Annotated in this window: 19 protein-coding genes; 14 read left to right on the plus strand and 5 right to left on the minus strand. The window is 69.2% G+C overall.

Annotated elements, in window-relative coordinates; genetic code table 11:
* Window positions 1–12: 12 nt before the first annotated feature.
* Complete coding sequence (locus tag BLTE_RS17445) at window positions 13–1,122, minus strand: CobW family GTP-binding protein (RefSeq protein ID WP_126401880.1); 1,110 nt, start codon at window positions 1,120–1,122, stop codon at window positions 13–15.
* A 116-nt stretch (window positions 1,123–1,238) separates the two neighbouring features.
* Window positions 1,239–2,555: a D-alanyl-D-alanine carboxypeptidase family protein gene (locus BLTE_RS17450; protein ID WP_126401881.1), complete on the minus strand. Its 1,317-nt coding sequence runs from the start codon at window positions 2,553–2,555 to the stop codon at window positions 1,239–1,241.
* A 370-nt stretch (window positions 2,556–2,925) separates the two neighbouring features.
* Between BLTE_RS17450 and BLTE_RS17455 the strand changes: the two genes are divergently transcribed.
* The 9 genes from BLTE_RS17455 (at window position 2,926) to BLTE_RS17495 (ending at window position 16,260) form a co-directional block, all read left to right on the plus strand.
* Window positions 2,926–3,822 (plus strand): EamA family transporter, encoded by an 897-nt coding sequence (locus tag BLTE_RS17455; protein WP_126401882.1) that lies wholly within the window; start codon window positions 2,926–2,928, stop codon window positions 3,820–3,822.
* 124 nt (window positions 3,823–3,946) lie between these two features.
* Window positions 3,947–5,251, plus strand: coding sequence for a UDP-glucose dehydrogenase family protein (locus BLTE_RS17460; protein WP_126401883.1), 1,305 nt, complete (start codon window positions 3,947–3,949; stop codon window positions 5,249–5,251).
* A 19-nt stretch (window positions 5,252–5,270) separates the two neighbouring features.
* On the plus strand, window positions 5,271–7,736 hold the full coding sequence (hrpB, locus tag BLTE_RS17465) for an ATP-dependent helicase HrpB (RefSeq protein WP_126401884.1): 2,466 nt from the start codon (window positions 5,271–5,273) through the stop codon (window positions 7,734–7,736).
* Between the two features lie 320 nt (window positions 7,737–8,056).
* Window positions 8,057–9,646, plus strand: coding sequence for a methyl-accepting chemotaxis protein (locus BLTE_RS17470; RefSeq protein WP_160140661.1), 1,590 nt, complete (start codon window positions 8,057–8,059; stop codon window positions 9,644–9,646).
* A 130-nt stretch (window positions 9,647–9,776) separates the two neighbouring features.
* The gene (locus BLTE_RS17475) at window positions 9,777–10,307 is read left to right on the plus strand and encodes a retropepsin-like aspartic protease family protein (RefSeq protein ID WP_126401886.1); all 531 of its coding nucleotides are present in this window, start codon (window positions 9,777–9,779) and stop codon (window positions 10,305–10,307) included.
* A 114-nt stretch (window positions 10,308–10,421) separates the two neighbouring features.
* Entirely contained in the window at window positions 10,422–12,068 is a 1,647-nt protein-coding gene (pgm, locus tag BLTE_RS17480) for a phosphoglucomutase (alpha-D-glucose-1,6-bisphosphate-dependent) (protein WP_126401887.1), read from the plus strand.
* Window positions 12,069–12,353: 285 nt separating this feature from the next.
* Complete coding sequence (locus BLTE_RS17485; RefSeq protein WP_126396738.1) at window positions 12,354–13,322, plus strand: IS110 family RNA-guided transposase; 969 nt, start codon at window positions 12,354–12,356, stop codon at window positions 13,320–13,322.
* Window positions 13,323–13,466: 144 nt separating this feature from the next.
* Window positions 13,467–14,966, plus strand: a complete 1,500-nt coding sequence (locus BLTE_RS17490; RefSeq protein WP_126401888.1) for a phosphomannomutase/phosphoglucomutase — start codon at window positions 13,467–13,469, stop codon at window positions 14,964–14,966.
* A gap of 325 nt (window positions 14,967–15,291) precedes the next feature.
* Entirely contained in the window at window positions 15,292–16,260 is a 969-nt protein-coding gene (locus BLTE_RS17495; RefSeq protein ID WP_126396710.1) for an IS110 family RNA-guided transposase, read from the plus strand.
* Window positions 16,261–16,471: 211 nt separating this feature from the next.
* Here BLTE_RS17495 and BLTE_RS17500 read toward each other — a convergent pair whose 3' ends face one another.
* The 3 genes from BLTE_RS17500 to BLTE_RS17510 form a co-directional block, all read right to left on the minus strand.
* On the minus strand, window positions 16,472–17,068 hold the full coding sequence (locus tag BLTE_RS17500) for a TadE/TadG family type IV pilus assembly protein (RefSeq protein ID WP_126401889.1): 597 nt from the start codon (window positions 17,066–17,068) through the stop codon (window positions 16,472–16,474).
* The gene (locus tag BLTE_RS17505) at window positions 17,068–17,550 is read right to left on the minus strand and encodes a TadE/TadG family type IV pilus assembly protein (RefSeq protein ID WP_160140662.1); all 483 of its coding nucleotides are present in this window, start codon (window positions 17,548–17,550) and stop codon (window positions 17,068–17,070) included. The genes BLTE_RS17500 and BLTE_RS17505 overlap by 1 nt, the downstream gene beginning before the upstream one ends.
* Before the next feature lie 340 nt (window positions 17,551–17,890).
* Window positions 17,891–18,376, minus strand: a complete 486-nt coding sequence (locus tag BLTE_RS17510) for a pilus assembly protein N-terminal domain-containing protein (protein WP_126401891.1) — start codon at window positions 18,374–18,376, stop codon at window positions 17,891–17,893.
* A gap of 273 nt (window positions 18,377–18,649) precedes the next feature.
* On the opposite strand from BLTE_RS17510, the gene BLTE_RS17515 reads away from it, so the two are divergent.
* From BLTE_RS17515 to BLTE_RS17535, 5 genes are all read left to right on the plus strand, one after another.
* Window positions 18,650–18,799, plus strand: a complete 150-nt coding sequence (locus BLTE_RS17515) for a Flp family type IVb pilin (RefSeq protein WP_126401892.1) — start codon at window positions 18,650–18,652, stop codon at window positions 18,797–18,799.
* 223 nt (window positions 18,800–19,022) lie between these two features.
* Complete coding sequence (locus BLTE_RS17520; protein WP_126402285.1) at window positions 19,023–19,187, plus strand: Flp family type IVb pilin; 165 nt, start codon at window positions 19,023–19,025, stop codon at window positions 19,185–19,187.
* Between the two features lie 242 nt (window positions 19,188–19,429).
* Window positions 19,430–19,936, plus strand: a complete 507-nt coding sequence (locus BLTE_RS17525) for an A24 family peptidase (protein WP_126401893.1) — start codon at window positions 19,430–19,432, stop codon at window positions 19,934–19,936.
* Window positions 19,937–20,174: 238 nt separating this feature from the next.
* Window positions 20,175–20,927 carry a Flp pilus assembly protein CpaB gene (cpaB, locus tag BLTE_RS17530; protein WP_126401894.1) on the plus strand — a complete coding sequence of 251 codons (753 nt, stop codon included), beginning with the start codon at window positions 20,175–20,177 and terminating at the stop codon, window positions 20,925–20,927.
* Between the two features lie 17 nt (window positions 20,928–20,944).
* A complete protein-coding gene (locus BLTE_RS17535) occupies window positions 20,945–22,351 on the plus strand; it encodes a type II and III secretion system protein family protein (protein WP_126401895.1) in 1,407 nt (468 codons plus the stop codon).
* Window positions 22,352–22,366 lie beyond the last annotated feature (15 nt).

The raw sequence follows: 22,366 nt of genomic DNA on the forward strand, positions 1-22,366 counted from the left end.
GGACGGCCGCGTTTACGACAGGCGCAGGCCTGGCACCGCCAGCGGGTTGTCCGTCAGCGCCGCAGCATCGGGCGTGTCGACCTGCGGCTCGCCGAGGAAGGCCGCAAACAGGCGGCGGACCACGGACGCGTCGAGGTCGCGGGCGATCAGAACGAGACGGGTGCGCGCGTCGCCGTCCGGCCAAGCCGGCAGCGTCAGCGGCGGGTGGAAAATGTGCTGGACGCCGTGTAGCACCACCGGCGTATCCGGATGCTCGGCGAGCTTGACCACGCCCTTGAAGCGCAACAGGTTCGGGCCGTGGGCGGCCCGCAGGAGATCGACGAAGCCGTCGAGCGCGGCCCGCGAGATCGCCCGCTCGGTGGTGACGGTGAAGGCGCGAATGCGGTCGTCGTGGCGGTTCGGGCTGTCGCAGCGGCCCTGCGCCTCCGCGGCTGCCACCGATTCCTCCGACAGCCAGCGTATGACGTCGGAGGTCTTGCCCGCCGGATCGAACGGCCCGGCGCCGAGCAACGCCGCCGGCGTGGCCTCGCCGGCCGCCGCATCGAACCTCGGCGCACCCGGTGCCAACTGGTCGAGACGGGCGAGTAGACGGTCGAACGCCGGGCGGGACGCCTCGGTGATCAGGTCGGTCTTGGTCAGCACGATGCGGTCGGCCACCGCCACCTGCTTCACCGCCTCGGGATGGGCGTCGAGGGTCGCCGCACCATTGACGCCGTCGACCACGGTGACGACCCCGTCCAGCCGGTAGCGCTGGACCAGATAGGGGTGCGCCATCAGCGTGTGCAGCACCGGCGCCGGGTCGGCGAGCCCGGTGGTCTCGATCGCGACGCGCGAGATCGGCGGGGCGCGGCCATTGTCGATCCGCCGCAGCAGATCCTCCAGCGCCGAAACCAGCTCGCCGCGCACGCTGCAGCACAGGCAGCCCGACGACAGCAGCACGACGCCCTCATCGACATGCTCGACCAGCAGATGGTCGAGCGCGATCTCGCCGAACTCGTTGATCAGCACCGCGGTGTCGGCCATCGCCGGATCGCGCAGCAGGCGGTTGAGCAGCGTCGTCTTGCCGGCACCGAGAAAGCCGGTCAGCACGGTCACCGGCAGAGCGGCCGGACGGGCGGTCATCGCAAGGTTCCTTCAAGACGGGCGAGGCGCTGTTTGCGCATCGCCTCAGCCTGCGCTGCCCCGCTTCAGTTGCAGCCAAGCCCTATTTGCTGCCAAGCCTCATTTGCTACCCGGCCTCAATTGGCGCGCGGACGGGGCCGCGGCACCGGCACGCTGCCGGTGCCAGCGGTCGGGGCATAGGCCGAAAGGTTCGGCACGGCCGGCGTCATGGGCTTGGTCAGCGGCAGCGGCGCGCCGCCGGCCGCCACGCTCGCCGCCACCGCTCGGCCATCCGGGTTGATCCGGCGCGCAGCCATCAGCGTGGCCGGTGCGGGCGAGGGCGCGATGCCCGCCAGCATGGTGTCGCCGCGCGCCGGGCCGGTATAGACCGGCACCGCCGGGCGGATGACCACCGGCCCGAGCAGGCTCGGCCGCGCCGGCTTGGCGGATTTGGCGGCCGCTGCGCCGGTCGCGCTTGCGGCGGCGGCGCTTGCCCTGGCTGCGGCCGGCCGGTCGCCGTGAATGGTGGCGTAGATGTCGTCAGGGTCGGAGCTGGTCCTGGGCACTGCCGTGCCCGCCGGCTCGTCGTCGTCGGTGTCCTCGGCCTGCTTGCGGCCCTTGCCGCATACCATTTCGCTGATGCTGACCGGGCCGCCGCCGGAATTGGCGATCGAATCGACGCTGGAGGCGGATTCGAACAGGCTGAAGCGCGGCTGGAACCCCTGCTCCAGCAGGGCGGCCGCGGTTTCGTTGCGTTCGTTCGCGGTGGTGCCGCCGAACACCACCGCGATCAGCCGCTTGCCGCCGCGCGTGGCGGTGACCACCACATTGAAGCCCGAGGCGCAGATGAAGCCGGTCTTCATCCCGTCCGTGCCCTCGTAGCGGTGCAGCAGAGCGTTGTGGTTGCGCATCTTGATCTTGCCGAGCTGGATCGCCGGAATACGGAACAGCGCCTCGGCCTGGGGAAACTCGTGGATCAGCGCGCGGGTCAGCACGGCCATGTCGCGCGCCGTGGTGTACTGCTCGGCGTCGGGCAGGCCGTGCGGATTGACGAAGTTCGAGCCGCTCATGCCGAGCCGTCGGGCATAGGCGTTCATGTCGGCGGCGAAGCCCGCCACCGAGCCGCCCAGCGTCTCGGCGATGGCGACGGCGACGTCGTTGGCCGACTTCACCATCAGCATGCGCAGCGCATTTTCGAGCGTAATCTGGGTGCCGGCCTTGAAGCCCATCTTGGAGGGCGACTGCGCCACCGCATTGTCGGAGAAGGTGACGATCGTCTCCGGCCAGGCGCGGCCCTCGCGGATGCGCGACAGTGCCACATAGGTGGTCATCAGCTTGGTGACGGAGGCGGGATACCAGGGCCGGCCGGCCTCGCGCTGGTGCAGAACCTGACCGCTGTCGGCGTCGACCACCAGCGTCGGCGCCGCGCCGGCCGGGGCGGCGGCGAGGAGCATCCCGGCCACAGCGAGCCAGCGGACCGAACGGGACTGAAACGTCGGCAAGACCTCACTCCTGTCTCGGCTCTGATCGTGGACGCCCGAGGCGGCGCGCGGCGCCGCTGTTCCGTTTGGGCAGTCGCGGGCCGGCCGCTCACCAGACGTCGTCGGCACAAGGCCTCTTTCTAGCCCATTTGCACCGGGGCGCAAACCGAGCCGGCCGGGCGGCAGACACGCTCCGGGCGAGATGCGGTTTCCGCGCAACAGCGCCGGTTTCGGCGCTATAGATGAAGGCGCGTCCTTTCCGCCGGCGGCCGGGGCCGGTCCGGCGAGGACGATCGGGCATCAGACGGAAACCGTACAAGACGCGGCGGAGCGGCCGAAGCGAATGGCTTTCGAACTCCTGTGGATCCCGGCGACGCTGTTCGCGGCCGCCACCCAGACCGCCCGCAACGTGCTGCAGCGAAACCTCACCGACAGCCTCGGCACGGTCGGCGCCACGCTGGTGCGCTTCCTCTACGGCCTGCCGTTCTCCCTGCTGTTCCTGGCGCTGGTCGCGGCCGCCTCGGGCGTGCTGCCGCCGCTGCCGGGGCAGAAGACGTTGGCCTGGGCGGCGTGCGGCGGGCTCGCCCAGATCGGCGGCACGGCGCTGATGCTGGCGGCGATGCAGCGCCGCTCGTTCGCCGTCACCATCGCCATGCTGAAGGCGGAGCCGGTGCTCGTGGCGCTGGCAGGTTTCTATATGCTTAACGATTTGCCGAGCGTCGCCGACGCCGCCGGCATCGCCACCGCCACCTGCGGCGTGGTGCTGGTGTCGCTGGCGCCTTCGCGCGGGCGCGGCGACACCGCCGATCTCGGCGCGGCCGGGCTCGGGCTTGCCGCGGGCGCGCTGTTCGCGGTGGCGGCGGTCGGCTTCCGCGGCGCCATCCTCGCCGTTCCGGCGGCCAATCCGCTGCTGGCGGCCTCCACCGTCCTGGTCGTGGCGCTCGCCTTCCAGACGGCAATTCTCGTTGTCTGGCTGGCACTTGCCGACCGCGCTCGGCTATTTGCGACGTTCGCGGCGTGGCGGCCGTCGCTGGCCGCCGGCTTCACCGGGGCGCTCGCCTCGCAGTTCTGGTACATCGGCTTCGCCCTCACCTCGGCCGCCAATGTCCGCACCCTGGCGTTGGTCGAGGTGCCGTTCGCGCACGTCGTGTCCGGCCGGCTGCACGAGGCGGTGACGCCGCGCGAGATCGCCGGCATGGCGCTGATCGTTGCCGGGGTGGCCGTGCTGCTGCTGGGCTGAGGCGGGCGGATCGCCCTCCTTCGCCCGTGGTGGCGCCGTGGCCGATCTCGCCTTCCGCCGCCGCCATTGCTAGAACGTGGCCTCTGTCCGGCCTGGACGCCGGCTGCAGCGGGGAGTTGAGCCGATGCGTGTCGCAATGATCGGAACGGGCTATGTCGGGCTGGTGTCCGGCGCCTGCTTCGCCGATTTCGGCCATCAGGTGATTTGCGTCGACAAGGATGCCGGCAAGATCGCCGCGCTGGAGCGTGGCGTGATGCCGATCTACGAGCCGGGGCTCGACGATCTGGTGGCGAACAACGTCAAGGCCGGCCGGCTGTCGTTTGCCACCGACCTTGCCGAGCCGGTGCAGAGCGCCGATGCGGTGTTCATCGCCGTCGGCACACCGTCCCGCCGCGGCGACGGCCACGCGGATCTGTCCTACGTCTATGCGGCCGCCCGCGAGATCGCGGCGAGCCTGTCCGGCTATACCGTCGTCGTCACCAAATCGACCGTGCCGGTCGGCACCGGCGACGAGGTCGAGCGCGTGATCCGCGAGGCGCGCCCCGATGCCGATTTCGCGGTGGTCTCCAATCCGGAATTCCTGCGCGAGGGCGCGGCGATCTCCGACTTCAAGCGGCCGGACCGCATCGTCGTCGGCACCGAGGATCCGCGCGCCCGCGAGGTGATGGCGGAGCTCTACCGGCCGCTCTACCTCAACGCCGCGCCGATCCTCTACACCCAGCGCCGCACCTCGGAGCTGATCAAGTACGCCGCCAACGCCTTCCTGGCGATGAAGATCACCTTCATCAACGAGATCGCCGACCTGTGCGAGCAGGTGGGCGCCAATGTGCAGGAGGTGGCGCGCGGCATCGGCCTCGACAACCGCATCGGCTCGAAGTTCCTGCACGCTGGGCCGGGCTATGGCGGCTCGTGCTTTCCCAAGGACACCCAGGCGCTGGTCAAGACCGCGCAGGATGCCGGCGTGCCGCTGCGCATCGTCGAGACGGTGGTGGCGGTCAATGACGTGCGCAAGCGCGCCATGGCCCGCAAGGTGATCGCGGCGCTCGGCGGCGCGCCGCGCGGCCGTACCGCGGCGGTACTGGGCCTCACCTTCAAGCCCAACACCGACGACATGCGCGATTCCCCCGCGCTCGCCATCGTCACCGCGCTGGAGGATGCCGGGGTGACGGTGCGCGCCTACGATCCCGAGGGCATGGAGCACGCCCGCGCGCTGCTGCCCAACGTCACCTATTGCGAGGGGCCGTATCAGGCGGCCGAGGGCGCCGACGTGCTGGTGATCGTCACCGAATGGGACGCCTTCCGCGCCCTCGATTTCGCCCGGCTCAAGACCATCATGAACCAGCCGGCGCTGGTCGATCTGCGCAACATCTACCGTTCGGATGACGTGGCCAAGGCCGGCTTCACCTATACCTGCGTCGGGCGCGGCTGAGCGGGTGTCTGCGGCTGCGATGGCGGGGGATCCACTCCCGGTCGACGAGGCGTTGCCGGGGCTGACCGCGGCGCTCCGAGAGCGCGCGAACGCCGTGCTGGTGGCGCCGCCCGGCGCCGGCAAGACCACGCGCGTGCCACTGGTGCTGCTCGACCAGGACTGGGCCGCGGGCAGGAAGATCCTGCTGCTGGAGCCGCGGCGTCTCGCCGCCCGGGCCGCCGCTGCCCGCATGGCGGCGACGCTCGGCGAGCGGGTCGGCGACACGGTGGGCCTGCGCGTGCGCTTCGCCTCGCAGGTCTCGGCCCGCACCCGGCTGGAGGTGGTCACCGAGGGCGTGTTCACCCGGCTGATCCTCGACGACCCGACGCTGGAGGGTGTCGCGGCGGTGATCTTCGACGAATATCACGAGCGCTCGCTCGATGCCGATCTCGGCCTCGCGCTGGCGCTCGATGCGCAAGGGGCGCTGCGGCCGGATCTGAAGCTCCTGGTGATGTCGGCGACGCTGGACGGCGCCCGCGTCGCCCGCCTCTTGGGCGAGGCGGACGTGATCGAGAGCCAGGGCCGCGCCTTCCCGGTCGACACCCGCCATGTCGGGCGCAACCCGGCGCTGCGGCTGGAGGACGAGGTGGCGGCGTGCGTGCGCCGCGCACTGGCGGAGGAGGACGGCTCGCTCCTGGTGTTCCTGCCCGGTGCCGCCGAGATCCGGCGCGTCGCCGAGCGCCTCACGGAGAGCGTGCGCGACCCGGCGGTCGACATCGCCCCGCTCTATGGCGCCCTCGATGCCGCTGCGCAGGACCGCGCGGTCGAGCCCTCGCCGCCCGGGCGGCGCAAGGTGGTGCTGGCGACCTCGATCGCCGAGACCAGCCTGACCATCGCGGGCGTGCGGGGCGTGATCGATTGCGGGCTCGCCCGCGTGCCCCGCTATGAGCCGGACGTCGGGCTGACGCGGCTTGAGACCGTGCGGGTGTCGCGGGCCGCCGCCGACCAGCGGCGCGGCCGCGCCGGGCGCACCGAGCCCGGCGTGTGCTGGCGGCTGTGGGACGAGCCGCAGACCATGAGCCTGCCGGCCTTCGCCACGCCCGAGATCCTCGCCGCCGACCTCGCCTCGCTGGTGCTCGATCTCGCCGCCTGGGGCGTCACCGACCCGGCGACGCTGGCCTGGCTCGATCCGCCGCCGGCCGGCGCTTGGGCCGAGGCCCGCGCGCTGCTGGTCGAGCTCGATGCGCTCGACGCGGGAGGCCGGCTGACCGAGGAGGGGCGGGCGCTGCGACGCCTGCCGCTGCATCCGCGGCTTGCCCGCATGGTGGTGGACGGCGCCCGGGCCGGTGCGGCGGGGCTTGCCGCAGAGGTCGCCGCCATCCTGTCCGAACGCGGCCTCGGCGGCGATGATGTGGATCTCGATAGCCGGCTGCAGTCCTTCCGGCGCGACCGCTCGCGCCGCGCCGAGGATGCGCGACGGGCCGCGGCCGGCTGGGCGCGGCTCGCCGGCGGCGCGCCGAAGGGGCAGACCTCCGCCCTGTCGCCGGCGCTGCTGCTGGCACTGGCCTATCCCGATCGCCTCGCCAAGGCGCGCGGCCGGCCCGGCGCCTTCCTGCTCGCCAATGGCCGCGGCGCCGGGCTCGATCCGGCGACCGCTTTGGCGAAGAGCCCGTTCCTGGCGGTCGGCGAACTGGCCGGTGCAGCCGCCGAGCCGCGCATCCTCATTGCCGGTGCGCTCGATCTTGCCGACATCGAGACGCATTTCGCGGCGCACATCGAGGCCCGCACCGAGCTTTCGTTCGATACCGGGGCGGCGGCGCTGCGTGCGCGCAAGGTCCGCCGGCTCGGCGCGCTGGCGCTCGCCGAGGCGCCGCTGCCGGTGCCGGGCGATGACGCCGCTGCCCGCGCGCTGGCCGAGGGCGTGGCAAAGCTCGGGCTCGCTCGCCTGCCCTGGACGAAAGCGCTTGTGCAATGGCGCGACCGCGTCGCCTTCCTGCGCAAGGCGGAAGGCGAGGTGTGGCCCGACCTTTCGGATGCCGCGCTCGCTGCGGCCGCGGCTGGCTGGCTGGCGCCGCACCTCGTCGGCAGGAGCGCGCTGGCCGACATCGACGCGGCGACGCTGGAGGCGGCACTGCACGCGCTGGTGCCGTGGGACATGGCGCGGCGGCTCGACGCCGAGGCGCCGACCCATTTCACCGCGCCGACCGGCTCGCGCCTCGCCGTCGATTACGCCGCTGAGGCCGGTCCCACCGTGTCGGTGCGGGTGCAGGAACTGTTCGGCCTTTCTACTCATCCGGCGCTGGCCGGCGGCCGGGTGCCTCTGGTGCTGGAGCTGCTGTCGCCCGCCCACCGGCCGATCCAGGTGACGCGCGACCTGCCGGGGTTCTGGAAGGGCTCGTGGAGCGCGGTGCGGGCCGAAATGCGCGGCCGCTATCCTAAGCACCCCTGGCCGGAAGACCCGGCGGCGGCCGTGCCCACCACTCGCGCCAAGCCCCGCGGCACCTGATTACGTCGCGCCGAACCTGAACGCGCCGGTCGGGCGTGTGTTTGCGCTGCAATATGATTATGCACGGCAGGCGCGAGTTTCGCAGCGTAATGCAGGTGCCGATCGCGTTAAACTTTGGTTCAAGCTAGCATTGCGAAAGTTAAACTCAGCAATCATTCCGTTTGGAACCATTCGTACAGGCTTTTGTGTCTCAATTGAGTGACCGGCCCTGCCTCCGGGGGTCGCCTGTACGGGGAACTGCAATGCGCCTGGGTGTGCGAGGACGTCTTTATCTGTTGGTTGGCCTGTTCGCACTGGGGTGCGGCATCCTCGCGGGTGCGATGGTCTGGCTGCAACGCGGACAATTGGTGGAAGCCCGCCGTGTCCAGCTTGAGGCGCTGGTCCAGTCCACCCTCGGCATTCTCGACGCCTATGACAGGCTCGCCAAGTCCGGTGCCATGAGCGAGGACAAGGCCCGTGAGGCCGCCTTCACGGTGCTCGGCAACATCCGTTTCGGCGAGGGCGACTATTTCTTCGTGCAGGATCGTGAGGGCGTCATCCGGGTGCATCCCAACCCCAAGCTGGTCGGCGCGACGCTTCTCGACTTGAAGGACAGCAACGGCGTCTATTTCGGGCGCGAGCTGAAGGCGGCGGTCGATCGCGACGGCCAGGGCTTCGTCGACTATGCCTTCCCGCGGGCCGGCAGCGACGTGGCCGCCGACAAGACCACCTTCATCAAGCTGTTCAAGCCGTGGGGCATGGCGGTCGGCACCGGCGTCTATGTCGACGACATCAATGCCGAGGTGGCCGAGGCGGCGCTGAAGAGCGGCGCCGTGACCCTGGTCATCGTCCTGGTGCTCGGCGCCGTGGTGTTCTGGATCGCCCGCGGCATCGCCGGGCCGCTGCAGTCGTTGCGCAAGGCGATGCTCGACCTCGCCGAGGGCCGCGACATCGCCACTATCGACACCTCCCGCAAGGACGAACTCGGCGAGATGGGCGGCGCGGTGCTGGTGTTCCGCGACAACGCCCGCAAGCGCGCCGAGCTGGAAGCGCAGGCCAAGGCCGAGGAGGCCGCCCGTGCCGAACGTCAGGCCCGCGTCGAAGCGGCGATCGCGGCCTTCCGCGCCGACGTGCAGACCGTGCTCGGCGCGCTCAACGTCAATGTCGAAGGGCTGGAGGCCACCGCCAAGTCGCTGACCGGCGTCTCCCAGGAGGCGAGCGAGCAGGCGGTCTCGGCGGCCGGCGCCTCCGAGCAGGCGGCGAGCAACGTTCAGAGCGTGGCCTCGGCGGCCGAGGAGCTCGGCTCCTCGGTCCAGGAGATCGCCCGCCAGGTGACCCAGGCCAACGACATCGTCACCAAGGCCGCAGAGATGGCCGAGAAGACCAACGGCCAGGTCGGCGCGCTCGCCGCCTCGGCGCAGAAGATCGGCGACGTGGTGGATCTGATCCGGGCGATTGCCGAACAGACCAATCTGCTCGCGCTCAACGCCACCATCGAGGCGGCGCGCGCGGGCGAGGCCGGCCGCGGCTTCGCGGTGGTGGCGAGCGAGGTCAAGACGCTGGCCAGCCAGACCGCCAAGGCCACCGAGGACATCGGCGCCCAGGTCGCCGGCATCCAGTCGGCCACCGGCGAGGCGGTGCAGGCGATCGGCGCGATCAGCGCCACCATGGACGAGGTGCAGCGCTTCACCGCCGGCATCTCGGCCGCGGTGGAGGAGCAGGGCGCCGCCACCCACGAAATCTCGCGCAACGTCTCCGAAGCCTCGACCGGCACCGCGACGGTGGCCCAGAACGTCTCCTCGGTCACCACGGCGATCAGCGAGGCCAACCGCTCGGCCCGCCACGTGCTGGACTCGACCGGCGAGTTGGCCCAGGCCGCGCAGCGGCTGCAGGGCTCGGTCGACACCTTCCTGAAGCAGGTGGCGGCCTGACCGTCCGTCCCCTGATCCTGGCCGCAAGGCCAATCCGCGAGCCCGCCGGATCCCCCGTCCGGCGGGCTTTGCTTTGGCGGGGTCTTAACGTGTGTGGGTTAGAGTGGTGCCGCCCTGGGGAGACACCGGCATGTTCAAATGGGCGATCATGACCGCGTTCGCGGTCGGCGCGGCGGCAGTGTTCGTGGTCCAGGCCATCGATCCGGACCAGCTCGGGTCGAGCGCGCCGCCCGGTCAGCCGGACCGGCCCGCCCGCGAGACGGCGGCCGGTTGCGAGGATGCCAAGCCCGAGCCGCTGTCGCTACGCATGGATGGCAGCGGCCATGCCTGGGGCACGCTGGCCACCAAAGACGGCGAGATCCGCGTCATCGTCGACACCGGCGCCTCGATGACCTCGCTGTCGCAAGAGGATGCGCGCCGGCTCGGTCTCGCGCCGCACGATCCCAGCCGCCGCAAGGCCCGGTTCCAGACCGCCAACGGACTGGTGGTCGCCGAGCTCGACCGGCTGCTCAATGTCCGGGTCGGGCATCTGTGCGTCTACACGCTCGACGTGGCGGTGATGCCGCCCGGCGCCCTGAAGGGCAGCCTGCTGGGGATGAACTTCATGCGCAAGATGCGCAAGGTCGAGGTCGGCCAGGGCCGCGTCGTCATCAGCCAGTGATCCCTATTCCGGCCCGCCGGGCGGCTGGACTTCGGCCGCATTCCGCAGCAAAGCTGCCGGCATTCACGCCCGTGCCGCTCCCCCGCCTCATTTGTTCGAGCGCAAGGATCTCCGATGACGATTTCGCCCCTCGCCGGCAAGCTTGCGCCTGCCGATCTCCTGGTCGACCTCGCCCGCCTGGAGCGCGCCTATTACGACCGCGCGCCCGACATGGACGATCCGGCCCAGCGGGTCGCCTTCGGCACCAGCGGCCATCGCGGCACCTCGCTCTCAGGCTCGTTCAACGAGGCCCACATCCTGGCGGTCACCCAGGCGATCTGCGAGTACCGCGCCGGCCAGGGCATCGACGGGCCGCTCTATCTCGGCAAGGACACCCACGCGCTCTCGGCGCCGGCCGAGCGCACGGCGCTGGAGGTCCTGGCCGCCAATGGCGTGACGGTGGCGGTCCAGCCCGGCCACGGCATCACGCCGACGCCCGCGGTCTCGCGCGCCATCCTGGTGCACAATCGCGGCCGCACCGATCGCTTCGCCGACGGCATCGTCATCACGCCCTCGCACAATCCGCCCGAGGATGGCGGCTTCAAGTACAACCCGCCACACGGCGGCCCGGCCGACACCGACGCCACCAAATGGATCGAGGCGCGCGCCAATGCGCTGCTGCGCGAGGGCAATCGCGGCGTGAAGCGGGTGCCCTACGAGACCGCGCGCAAGGCCGACACCACGCTCGGCTTCGACTTCGTGGCGCCCTATGTCGATGATCTCGGCAGCGTGCTCGACATGGCGGCGATCCGCTCAGCCGGCCTCAAGCTCGCGGCCGATCCGCTGGGCGGTGCGGCTCTGCCCTATTGGGAGCCGATCAACGCCCGCTGGAGCCTCGATATCGACGTCGTCAACACCACGGTCGACGGCCGCTTTGCCTTCATGAGCGTCGATCATGATGGCAAGATCCGCATGGACTGCTCCAGCCCCTACGCCATGGCCAGCCTGGTGCGGCTGAAGGATTCCTATCAGGTGGCGTTCGCCAACGACACCGACGCCGACCGCCACGGCATCGTCACGCCGTCGGCCGGGCTGATGAACCCGAACCACTATCTGGCGGTGGCGATCCGCTATCTCCTCACCCACCGCGCCGACTGGCCGGCGGATGCGGCGATCGGCAAGACGCTGGTATCCTCCAGCATGATCGACCGGGTGGTGGCAAAGCTCGGGCGGAGGCTCGCCGAGGTGCCGGTCGGCTTCAAATGGTTCGTGCCGGGCCTGATCGACGGCTCGTTCGCGTTCGGCGGCGAGGAGAGCGCGGGCGCGAGCTTCCTGCGCCGCGACGGCACGGTGTGGACCACCGACAAGGACGGGCTGATCATGGATCTGCTCGCTGCCGAGATCACCGCGGTGACCGGCAAGGATCCCGGTGTTCACTACCAGGAGCTGACGGCGGAGTTCGGCGCGCCGCTCTACACCCGCATCGATGCCCCGGCGACGCCGGAGGAGAAGGCGCGGCTCGGCAAGCTGTCGCCGGACGCGGTGACGGCAAGCGAGCTCGCGGGCGATGCCATCACCGCCAAGCTCACCAATGCGCCGGGCAATGGCGCGGCGATCGGCGGCCTGAAGGTGACGACGGATGCCGGCTGGTTCGCGGCGCGGCCCTCGGGCACCGAGAACATCTACAAGATCTACGCCGAGAGCTTCCGCGATCAGGCCCATCTCGATGCCATCGTGTCGGAGGCCAAGGCGATCGTCGGCGCGGCGCTGGCGGGGGCGTGACGCGTCCTTCCGATGGTGGGGAGAGAGCGTCGTCCCGGACGGCGTGCAGCGCCGAGCCGGGACCGTCTTCCGGAAGGAGTGTCTTGTTCGGATGGCGATCCCGGGTTGGAACGGCGAACTGTGCTTTGATGGGTGCACCGGCTCGGGGTGGCCACCCCGAGCCGGTGCGGGCGGCACGCCGTATCCCGGGTGAGCCTTCGAGGCCGTCGCGAGCAGAAGCGGCCGTCCGTCCCAAGCCAACCCGAACAGTTGCACGGGGCTTTTGACCCCGCTTCCAAGCCTGGGATGCTTGTCATGCTGCCACACCCGACGCCGTTTGCCACCCACCTTGTGGGCATCGATGTCTCCAAGGACTGGCTCGACATCGCCTTCGACGACACCAAGGTCGAGCGCGTCGATAACACCCCCGCGGCTCTCCAGCGCTTGGCCAGGCGCCTGGTGAAGGCCGGGCTCACCACCGCCGGCCTGGAGCCGACCGGCGGCTATGAACGCCTGGCGGTCGCGGTGCTGCGCGAGGCCGGCCTCACCGTGCTGCAGGTCGACAGCTGGCGCTGCCGCCAGTTCGCCAAGGCCTGCGGCCAGCGCGCCAAGAGCGATCCGCTCGACGCCCGCATCATCCGCGCCTTCATGCTGCATCACCCCTGCCGGCCGTTCCCGGAGCCCTCGCAAGCGCAGAGCGACCTGACCGCCTGGGTGCGCGAAATCACCCGCGCCGAGGCCGACATCCGCCGCCTGGAGAACCGCAAGGCCCACCCCACCCTGGCGGCCATCACCGCCCGGCTCGATGCCGAAATCGCCGCCCTGCGCGAGACCGTCGCCGCGGCCGAACAGGCCATCGAGGCGTTGATCGCCGCCGATCCGGCGATGGACGCCAAGGCCAAGATCATCACCTCGGTGCCGGGGATCGCCAACAAGACGGCCCGCGTCCTGCTCGCAGAAGCTCCCGAACTCGGCCGGTTCACCCCCCGCCAAGCCGGTGCCATCGGCGGCTGCGCACCCTATCGCAACGACAGCGGCAAAGCGCGGCGGCCGGCCCATATCGAGGCCGGACGCCGCGCGCTCAAGCGCGCCTGCTATCTCGCCGCCTTCGCCGCCATCCACTGGAACCCGTGGGCCAAACAGCTCTACGCCGACCTCAAAGCCCGCGGAAAACCCGCCAAGGTCGCCCTCATCGCCATCGCTCGAAAGCTCCTGACCATCCTCAACGCCATGATTCGAGACAACAAACCCTGGCGAGACCCCAAAACCGCATGACAGTTGCTCGTCGCTGCGCGCCGCCCGGGATGACGACTGAACCCGCCCGGGATGACACCGTGCTGATGTCCGCCGCCATCGATCCGTCCGAAACGGCGGTGTATAGGGAGGCGAGTGCAGCTTCCGGTCGCCAAGGTTTTTTCGATGTATCCCGTCCCGCATCCCGCGCTTCCGCCCAACAGCCTCGCCTATGAGACGCGCCCGCTGGTGAAGCCGACCGGCTTCCGCGAATACGATGCGCGCTGGCTGTTCGAAAAAGAGATCAACCTGATGGGGGTGCAGGCGCTGGGCTTGGGGCTCGGCACCTTCATTCGCCGCAGCGGCGTGCGTCCCGAGATCGTGGTCGGCCACGATTTCCGCAGCTACTCGGCATCGATCAAGTATGCGCTCACCGCGGGCCTGATGGCGGCGGGGATGAAAGTGCACGACATCGGCCTTGCGCTGTCGCCGATGGCCTATTTCGCCCAGTTCGCGCTCGACGTGCCGTGCGTCGCCATGGTCACCGCCTCGCACAACGACAATGGCTGGACTGGGGTGAAGATGGGCATGCAGCGGCCGCTCACCTTCGGCCCCGATGAGATGGCGCGGCTGCGCGACATCGTGCTCGCCGCCGATTTCGACCTCAAGCCGTCCGCCGGCTATGTGTTCGTGCCCGATTTCGCCGAGCACTACATCGCCGACCTGCTGGAGCGCCCCAAGCTCACCCGCCGGCTCAAGGTGGTGTGCGCCTGCGGCAACGGCACCGCCGGCGCCTTCGCGCCGCGGGTGCTGGAGGGATTGGGCTGCGAGGTGGTGCCGCTCGATGTCGAGCTTGATCACACCTTCCCGCGCTACAATCCCAACCCCGAAGACCTCAAGATGCTGCACGCCATCGCCGATACGGTGACGGCGACGGGCGCCGATGTCGGGCTCGGCTTCGACGGCGATGGCGACCGCTGCGGCGTAGTCGACGATCATGGCGAGGAGATCTTCGCCGACAAGGTCGGCGTCATGCTGGCGCGCGATCTTTCGGCGATCCACCAGGGTGCGACCTTCGTGGTCGACGTCAAGTCGACCGGCCTTTTCGCCACCGATCCGGTGCTGAAGGCCAACGGCGTCAAGGCCGACTACTGGAAGACCGGCCACTCCTACATCAAGCGCCGCGTCGCCGAGCTTCAGGCGCTCGCCGGCTTCGAGAAGAGCGGGCACTTCTTCTTCGGGGCGCCGGTCGGCCGCGGTTACGACGACGGGCTGGTGTCGGCGATCGCGGTTCTCGACATGCTCGACCGCAATCCGGGCCGCTCGCTGTCGGACCTCAAGAATGCGCTGCCCAAGACATGGTCGTCGCCGACCATGTCGCCGCACTGCGACGACGAGGTGAAGTATCGCGTGGTCGAGGCGGTGGTGGCGCATTTCACGTCGGCGAAGGCGATTGGCGAGCCGGTTGCCGGCCAGCCGGTCCGCGACGTCAACACCGTCAATGGCGTGCGGGTCACGGTCGAGGACGGCACCTGGGGTCTGGTGCGCGCCTCCTCCAACAAGCCCGAGCTGGTGGTGGTGGTGGAAAGCCCGGTGTCGGAGGCGCGCATGCGCGAGATGTTCGCGGCGGTGAACGACGTGCTGCGCACCCACGAGGAGGTCGGCGCCTACAATCAGACGATCTGAGCGGGAGCCGGGCCTTTCGTCGTCCCGGACGGCGCGCAGCGCCGAACCGGGACCGTCCCCGCCTCACGTCGTCCCGGACGGTGCGTAGCGCCGAGCCGGGACCGTTTTCAGGAGGGGGACCTCTTTCGGATGACGATCCCGGGTCTTGGAACGGCGAACTGTGCTTTGATGGGTGCACCGGCTCGGGGTGGCCACCCCGAGCCGGTGCGGGCGGCACGCCGTATCCCGGGTGAGCCTTCGAGGCCGTCGCGAGCAGAAGCGGCCGTCCGTCCCAAGCCAACCCGAACAGTTGCACGGGGCTTTTGACCCCGCTTCCAAGCCTGGGATGCTTGCCATGCTGCCACACCCGACGCCGCTTGCCACCCACCTTGTGGGCATCGATGTCTCCAAGGACTGGCTCGACATCGCCTTCGACGACACCAAGGTCGAGCGCGTCGATAACACCCCCGCGGCTCTCCAGCGCTTGGCCAGGCGCCTGGTGAAGGCCGGGCTCACCACCGCCGGCCTGGAGCCGACCGGCGGCTATGAACGCCTGGCGGTCGCGGTGCTGCGCGAGGCCGGCCTCACCGTGCTGCAGGTCGACAGCTGGCGCTGCCGCCAGTTCGCCAAGGCCTGCGGCCAGCGCGCCAAGAGCGATCCGCTCGACGCCCGCATCATCCGCGCCTTCATGCTGCATCACCCCTGCCGGCCGTTCCCGGAGCCCTCGCAAGCGCAGAGCGACCTGACCGCCTGGGTGCGCGAAATCACCCGCGCCGAGGCCGACATCCGCCGCCTGGAGAACCGCAAGGCCCACCCCACCCTGGCGGCCATCACCGCCCGGCTCGATGCCGAAATCGCCGCCCTGCGCGAGACCGTCGCCGCGGCCGAACAGGCCATCGAGGCGTTGATCGCCGCCGATCCGGCGATGGACGCCAAGGCCAAGATCATCACCTCGGTGCCGGGGATCGCCAACAAGACGGCCCGCGTCCTGCTCGCAGAAGCTCCCGAACTCGGCCGGTTCACCCCCCGCCAAGCCGGTGCCATCGGCGGCTGCGCACCCTATCGCAACGACAGCGGCAAAGCGCGGCGGCCGGCCCATATCGAGGCCGGACGCCGCGCGCTCAAGCGCGCCTGCTATCTCGCCGCCTTCGCCGCCATCCACTGGAACCCGTGGGCCAAACAGCTCTACGCCGACCTCAAAGCCCGCGGAAAACCCGCCAAGGTCGCCCTCATCGCCATCGCTCGAAAGCTCCTGACCATCCTCAACGCCATGATTCGAGACAACAAACCCTGGCGAGACCCCAAAACCGCATGACAGTTGCTCTCGGCTCCGCCTCGCCCGGGACGACGCGGAAAGAGTCGTCGTCCCGGCCAAGCGAAGCGCGAGCCGGGACCGTTTTCCGGAAGGACCGTAGGGCGGAATAGCGAAGCGTATTCCGCCGTCACCAGCCGGCATGTCGGATTGGCGGAATACGCTTCGCTATTCCGCCCTACTCATGGCAACTCACGGCGCACTGGCGGCCGCCTCAGCTCCGCGAGCGCATGTAGATCTGGTCGGACAGGTTGAACGTTCCGGTCAGCACGTAGCCGATGGTTGGCGTGTAGGCGTAGGTGGCCTCGCCCAGCAGCCAATAGGTGGTCTTCGTGGTGTCGACGAGGCCGGCCGGCACGGCGACCGTGCTGCCCGGGGCGCGCGCGCTGCCGCGCCGGGTTCGGCTCCATTTCACCGTTGCGGTGCCGTTCTTGTCGAGGGCGAGGCAGCTCACCACCACTCCCATCTCGGCCGTCGAATAGGGCGTCATCACCGCCTCCGTGACGTCGAGCAGGCCGGTGATCTTGGTCTCCTCGGGCGTCGGCGCGACGGCGCTCCAGCATCCGGCCACGGTCTTGGTGGGGTCGCTCGGCTGCGGATTGCGCAACTGCGAGGACAGATCGGCGACCGTGCGCGCCACTTGCGAGGTCTTGCGGTCGATGCTGAGGAGCTGGCCCACCTCGATGGCGCCGAAGAACAGCGCCAGCATGAAGGGCGCGATCAGCGTGAATTCGACGATCGCCATGGCGCGCCGCGACCGGCCGAAGCGGCGAAGACGGCGCAGGCGAAAGGGCGTGCGGGGGATGTTCATCACGGCGAACCCGTTCCGCCGCTCGCCGAAGCGTAGGGCTCGTTGGTAAATGCCAATGTCGAAACCAGCAGACGCTTGCCGTTGCCGAGGTCGGCGAGGTCGAAGCCGAAGGTACGGATCAGCACCGGGTACTGGTAGAGCGCACGCACCACCACGACGCTGCCGGCGGCGCCGGGATCCCAATTGTCGCCGGTGGCGGTGACATTGCCGGCCTCGTCGGTCGGCGACGGCAGGCTCGGCACGCCGCTGGTCGAGGACTTCACGTCGATCAGCACGCCATTGTCGCAATCGATCAGCGCGGTCACATTGGCGCAGAGGGCCTGCTTGAACTGCTCCCGGGTGAAGTTCTGCGTCTGCGCCTGCCCGGTCAGGATCAGCCGTGCCGCCTCGGTGGTGGCGGTGTCGAGCTGCATGCTGGCGAGCTGCACCAGCCCGGTCTCCAGGATCGCGAACATCAGGCCGAGGAACAGCGGTCCGATCAACGCGAACTCGACGGCGGTTGCGCCGTCCTTGTTCGCCTTGAGGCGGCGAAAAGGCTGCCCGCCGCACCTGCGTGCCAGGGCGTGTGCAAGGGATCGTCGAAAGCCCGGCCTGTCTGCCCGCGCCATCTTTCCGGCTCCGCCTCTTCACGGTTTCCGGCTGATCCCGTCGGGATGCCGGACGCCGCCTCAATTGGACGTTGCCGGACGCTATCGCAGGGCCGTTGATTTCAGGTTAGGGCGAGGCGGCAAAAGCCGGGGGTGCCGGCAAGGTTTCGTCAAGCATGCCGGGATGGGAAGCACCCGGGTTCGGGGTCCCGAAAGGGATCGACCGGAAACCGCATCAGTGCGCCGTTGCGCCGCTTGCGAGCTTGTTGCGGTCCTCGGACTGCTTCTTCATGTTTTCGAAGTAATCCTTGGAGTCGCCGAGGACGACGGCGCCCTCGCACCGCGGCGCGCAGGCATAGGTCAGGCGGTCCATCTCCTTGCCGCCGCGAAACACGGTCACGGTGCTGTCGCGCGGCGACACCACGCGGACCAGATGCTCGGCGACGGTCTTGCCCTTGGCGTCCAGCATCATCAGATTGGTCAGGCCATAGCCCTTGCCGGTCACCACCATCAGCGAGCCGTTCTGGGTGGTGGCGTCGGCGATCGCCGGGTTGCCGACCACGATGGTGGAGACGTCGGCCGGCAGCGGCAGCACCCGCGCCTGATCGAGCACCACCGTCATCGTCTCGGTGGCCTGCGCCCGGTCCGAGACCGCCAGCGGCGCAGCGGCGAGCACGCCCGCCGACATGATGGCCCAGGCGAGAGCATGGATACGGCGCATGGTGGCCCTCCCGAGTCGAACCGCGCGGGCGAAACCCGCACGTGCGGCGAGATTGATCCGAAAATGGTGAAGAAAGTCCGAACGGCACCGGCGGCGGTGCCGCCGGCCGGAGGTCCGGTTCGGCGGAAAGCTTGCCTTAACCACGCCAACCGTTTGCCGCAGGCGAACCGATGCCGGCAATTTGAGTTAATCCGCCGTGAAACGGCCGACGACTAGCATCCGGGCGCGGGCGCCCCAGGGCGCCGGGAAACGCGAACCGGTGTGGAGAGTGTCGTGAAGAGTCTCATCGTGCGTCTGTGGCGGGACGAGCGGGCGGTGGTGGCCGCAGAATATGGCTGGGTCGCTGCCGGGCTGTCGGTGGCGACGCTGGTCGCCGCGCTGGCCATCGCGGAGCGGCTCGAACGGGCGGCGCCGCTGTGGTGAGACGCAACGGAAGCTGTGCTTCGGTAATTCCCAAGATTCGAGAGATCTTGATCAGCATCGGTTAACCCTGAAGCAGGCAACGACTGTTGCGGGTCGAGTCCTTGATCGGTTTAACCGGATGGAAAGAGCCGGTGGCTTAAGGTCCAGACCGATCCCGAGAGGCCGGAACGACAACGGTTATCGGGTCGTGCGCAGACAGACACTTGTGGACCGAAGGACACTGATCATGAAGATTCTCGCGCGTTTCGTTAAGGACGAGTCGGGTGCCACCGCCATCGAGTACGGCCTGATCGCCGCCGGCATCTCGGTTGTCATCATCACCGCCGTGCAGCTCGCTGGCACCAACCTCAATGCCACTTGGGGCACGATTGCGGCAGCTCTCAAGTAAGCCGCTGGGCCAAACAGAATAGACTTCTGCAGATGGGGCCCCGGCATCGTCCGGGGCCTCTTTGCGTTGGGGTGGCGGCAACGGAGCGTTTAGGCCGGTTGCATATATTGACGGCCAATATGGACGGCTAGGCATCCTTCGCCGCGCGCACCTGACGCGGCCGGCGGCGGGGCCGCGCGCCGGGGCGGACCTGGGTCGGACGTCTTGCGGACGCTGCCGCGGACTGCGGCGAGGAGGTGGGCATGAGCGTGTTGATGGTGGTGCTGCTGGTCTTCCCGATGGCGATGGCGTTCGCGGCGGCGAGCGATCTCCTCACCATGCGCATCTCCAACAAGGTGTCGCTGGCGCTGGTTGGCGGTTTCGCGCTGGCGGCGCTGTTCATCGGAATGCCGCTCAAGGACATCGGTTGGCACGTTGGCGCCGCCGCCCTGATGTTTGCGGTGTGCTTCGGCTTCTTCGCCGCCGGCTGGATGGGCGGCGGCGACGCCAAGCTTGCCTCGGCCACCGCGCTGTGGCTGGGCTGGGGCCACCTTCTCGATTACGCGCTCAGCGCCTCGCTGCTCGGCGGCCTGCTGACGCTCGTGCTGCTGTCGGCGCGGGTTGTGCCGCTGCCGGCGGTGATGATGCGGCAGGACTGGGTGGCCCGCCTCCACTGCGCCAAGAGCGGCATTCCCTATGGCATCGCGCTCGCCGCTGCCGGCCTGCTGATCTATCCGAACACGGTGTGGATGGCGGCTCTGCAACCTTGACTAGTATTTTCCAGCGCGACTTCTCGCGCAGGTTTTAAGATCTCGTACAGTTGTGGCGCCACAACCCCAAAACGAATTTATAAAATACGACAACTCAAAGATACATCTCTCGGTATTCGTTGCGGTTTGTTAATCGACTTTCTCAGGTGGTGAACGCCGGTTAACCATAAATTGACCATTCCCTGATCTAATCCGCCATCGATCGGGCCGTCTGGCCGGGTCGATCAGGGAAGACGTCATGAAAAGCGCTCGCGTCGTGGTTCTGCTCATCGCGCTCGGAGCGGGGGGCGTGGCCGCACTGCTGGCCACCAAATCCAAGGCTCCGGCTCCGGTTGCCGCGCCGGTCAAGACGATCGACACGGTCGAGGTGCTGGTGGCGCGCGCCGACATCGGCACCGGCAATGTCGTCAAGCCGGCCGACATCGACTGGGAAACCTGGCCCGCCGCCGCCGCCGGGGCGCACTTCATCACCCGCGCCCAGAAGCCCAATGCGCCCGAGACGCTGGCCGGCGCGATCGCCCGCACCCCCTTCCTGAAGGGTGAGCCGATCCGCGAATCCAAGCTGATCAAGGCCGACGGGTCGGGCTTCATGGCGGCGATGCTGCCGGCCGGCATGCGCGCCATCTCGGTGGAGATTTCGCCGGAGACCGGCGCCGCCGGATTCATCCTGCCGAACGACCGCGTCGACGTCATCGTCACCAAGAAGTCGGGCGGCGACAGCAATGAGACCCTCGCCGAAACGGTGCTGACGAATGTGCGGGTGCTCGCCATCGACCAGACCATCGAAGAGAAGAACGGCGAGAAGGTCGTGGTCGGCAAGACGGCGACGCTCGAGTTGAGTGCCAGGCAGACCGAGATCCTGGCCCAGGCACGCCAGAGTGGACATCTCTCCCTGGCACTGCGCTCGCTTGCCGATGCCAACGATCAGGAGCCGGTGCGCACCGGCGTGACGATCGTCCGCTTCGGCGCCGCAACCACAGCGCCGCGTTGAAGATCGGGGGGCGGGTCATGACAGGGTGGATCCACCGGACGGCGCTGGCGGTCATGGCCGCGGCTCTCCTCTTGCCGGCATCGGTGCCGGTGCCGGCCCGCGCCAGCGAGCCGGTTATCCGAATCAACACCGCGGAGCATCAGGCGCGCTTCATCTCGCTCGGCCGCGGCAAGTCGGTGGTGGTCGAGCTGCCGCGCGACGCCAAGGACGTGCTGGTGGCGAATCCGGCCGTGGCCAATGCCGTGGTGCGCTCGGCGCGCCGGGTGTTCCTGATCGGCGTCGACTACGGCCAGACCAATGTCGTGTTCTTCGACGGCGACGGCCAGCAGATCGCCGCCTTCGACATCGAGGTCGGCCGCGATGCCGCGGGCGTGCAGAATGCGCTGCGCCGGCTGATCCCGAGCGCCAATATCCGCGCCGACCAGGTGCAGGATTCGGTGGTGCTGTCGGGCACCGTCGCCAATGCCGCCGAATCCGCCCAGGCCGCCGAGGTGGCGGCCCGGCTGGTCGGCGATCCCAAGAAGGTGGTCAACGGCCTCACCATCAAGAGCAAAGAGCAGATCATGCTCAAGGTGGTGGTGGCCGAGGTGCAGCGCACCGTGGCGAAGCAGTTCGGCGTCGATCTCAAGGGCCAGATCGATGCCGGCACGATCGTCGACTTCGCCACCGTCAACGTGCCCGGCGTCGCCGGCAAATGGCTGGCCGAAGGCGCCTATATCAACACCCAGACCACGTTCAACAGCGGCAGGAGCGCGGTCGACATCAAGCTGCGCGCGCTGGAGCAGGCCGGCGTGATCCGCACCCTGGCCGAGCCGACGCTCACCGCGATCTCCGGCGAGTCGGCCAAGTTCACCGCCGGCGGCGAGTTCCCGATCATCGCCGGCTACACGCTCATCAGCGGCTACCAGATCGACTGGAAGAAGTTCGGCGTGATGCTCGACTTCACCCCGGTGGTGCTGTCGGAAGGCCGGGTCAGCCTCAACATGTCGACCGAGGTGTCGGAGCTCGACTACGACAACGGCGTCAAGATGACGGGCATCACCATTCCCGGCATCAAGCTGCGCCGCGCCTCCTCGACCCTCGAACTGCCCTCCGGCGGCTCGCTGGTGCTGGCCGGCCTGATCAAGGAAGAAACCAAGGCGGTGATGACCGGTCTGCCCGGGCTGCAGAGCGTGCCGGTGCTCGGCGCGCTGTTCCGCTCGCGCGACTTCCAGAACGGCGAGACCGAGCTGATGATCATCGTCACGCCCTACATCGTGAATCCGGTGGCGCGCCAGCAGCTCCAGACGCCTGAGGACGGCTTCGTCCCGGCCTCCGATCCCGCCGCCGTCCTGCTCGGCCGGATCAACCGCGTCTACGGCATCGCCGGCCGGATCGACCCGACCCGGCCCTATCACGGCACCTACGGCTTCATCATCGATTGAGCGGACCGGAGATCA

It is taken from the genome of Blastochloris tepida, assembly GCF_003966715.1.
GTDB classification, from domain to species: domain Bacteria; phylum Pseudomonadota; class Alphaproteobacteria; order Rhizobiales; family Xanthobacteraceae; genus Blastochloris; species Blastochloris tepida.

Coding starts and splice junctions, on each gene's coding strand:
- BLTE_RS17495 (WP_126396710.1), top strand. CDS start 15,292: ATGCTTGCCATGCTGCCACACCCGACGCCGCTTGCCACCCACCTTGTG.
- BLTE_RS17485 (WP_126396738.1), top strand. CDS start 12,354: ATGCTTGTCATGCTGCCACACCCGACGCCGTTTGCCACCCACCTTGTG.
- cpaB (WP_126401894.1), top strand. CDS start 20,175: ATGAAAAGCGCTCGCGTCGTGGTTCTGCTCATCGCGCTCGGAGCGGGG.
- BLTE_RS17490 (WP_126401888.1), top strand. CDS start 13,467: ATGTATCCCGTCCCGCATCCCGCGCTTCCGCCCAACAGCCTCGCCTAT.
- BLTE_RS17455 (WP_126401882.1), top strand. CDS start 2,926: ATGGCTTTCGAACTCCTGTGGATCCCGGCGACGCTGTTCGCGGCCGCC.
- BLTE_RS17510 (WP_126401891.1), bottom strand. CDS start 18,376: ATGCGCCGTATCCATGCTCTCGCCTGGGCCATCATGTCGGCGGGCGTG.
- BLTE_RS17475 (WP_126401886.1), top strand. CDS start 9,777: ATGTTCAAATGGGCGATCATGACCGCGTTCGCGGTCGGCGCGGCGGCA.
- BLTE_RS17445 (WP_126401880.1), bottom strand. CDS start 1,122: ATGACCGCCCGTCCGGCCGCTCTGCCGGTGACCGTGCTGACCGGCTTT.
- BLTE_RS17450 (WP_126401881.1), bottom strand. CDS start 2,555: ATGCTCCTCGCCGCCGCCCCGGCCGGCGCGGCGCCGACGCTGGTGGTC.
- BLTE_RS17500 (WP_126401889.1), bottom strand. CDS start 17,068: ATGAACATCCCCCGCACGCCCTTTCGCCTGCGCCGTCTTCGCCGCTTC.
- BLTE_RS17470 (WP_160140661.1), top strand. CDS start 8,057: ATGGTCTGGCTGCAACGCGGACAATTGGTGGAAGCCCGCCGTGTCCAG.
- hrpB (WP_126401884.1), top strand. CDS start 5,271: ATGGCGGGGGATCCACTCCCGGTCGACGAGGCGTTGCCGGGGCTGACC.
- BLTE_RS17535 (WP_126401895.1), top strand. CDS start 20,945: ATGACAGGGTGGATCCACCGGACGGCGCTGGCGGTCATGGCCGCGGCT.
- BLTE_RS17525 (WP_126401893.1), top strand. CDS start 19,430: ATGAGCGTGTTGATGGTGGTGCTGCTGGTCTTCCCGATGGCGATGGCG.
- BLTE_RS17460 (WP_126401883.1), top strand. CDS start 3,947: ATGCGTGTCGCAATGATCGGAACGGGCTATGTCGGGCTGGTGTCCGGC.
- pgm (WP_126401887.1), top strand. CDS start 10,422: ATGACGATTTCGCCCCTCGCCGGCAAGCTTGCGCCTGCCGATCTCCTG.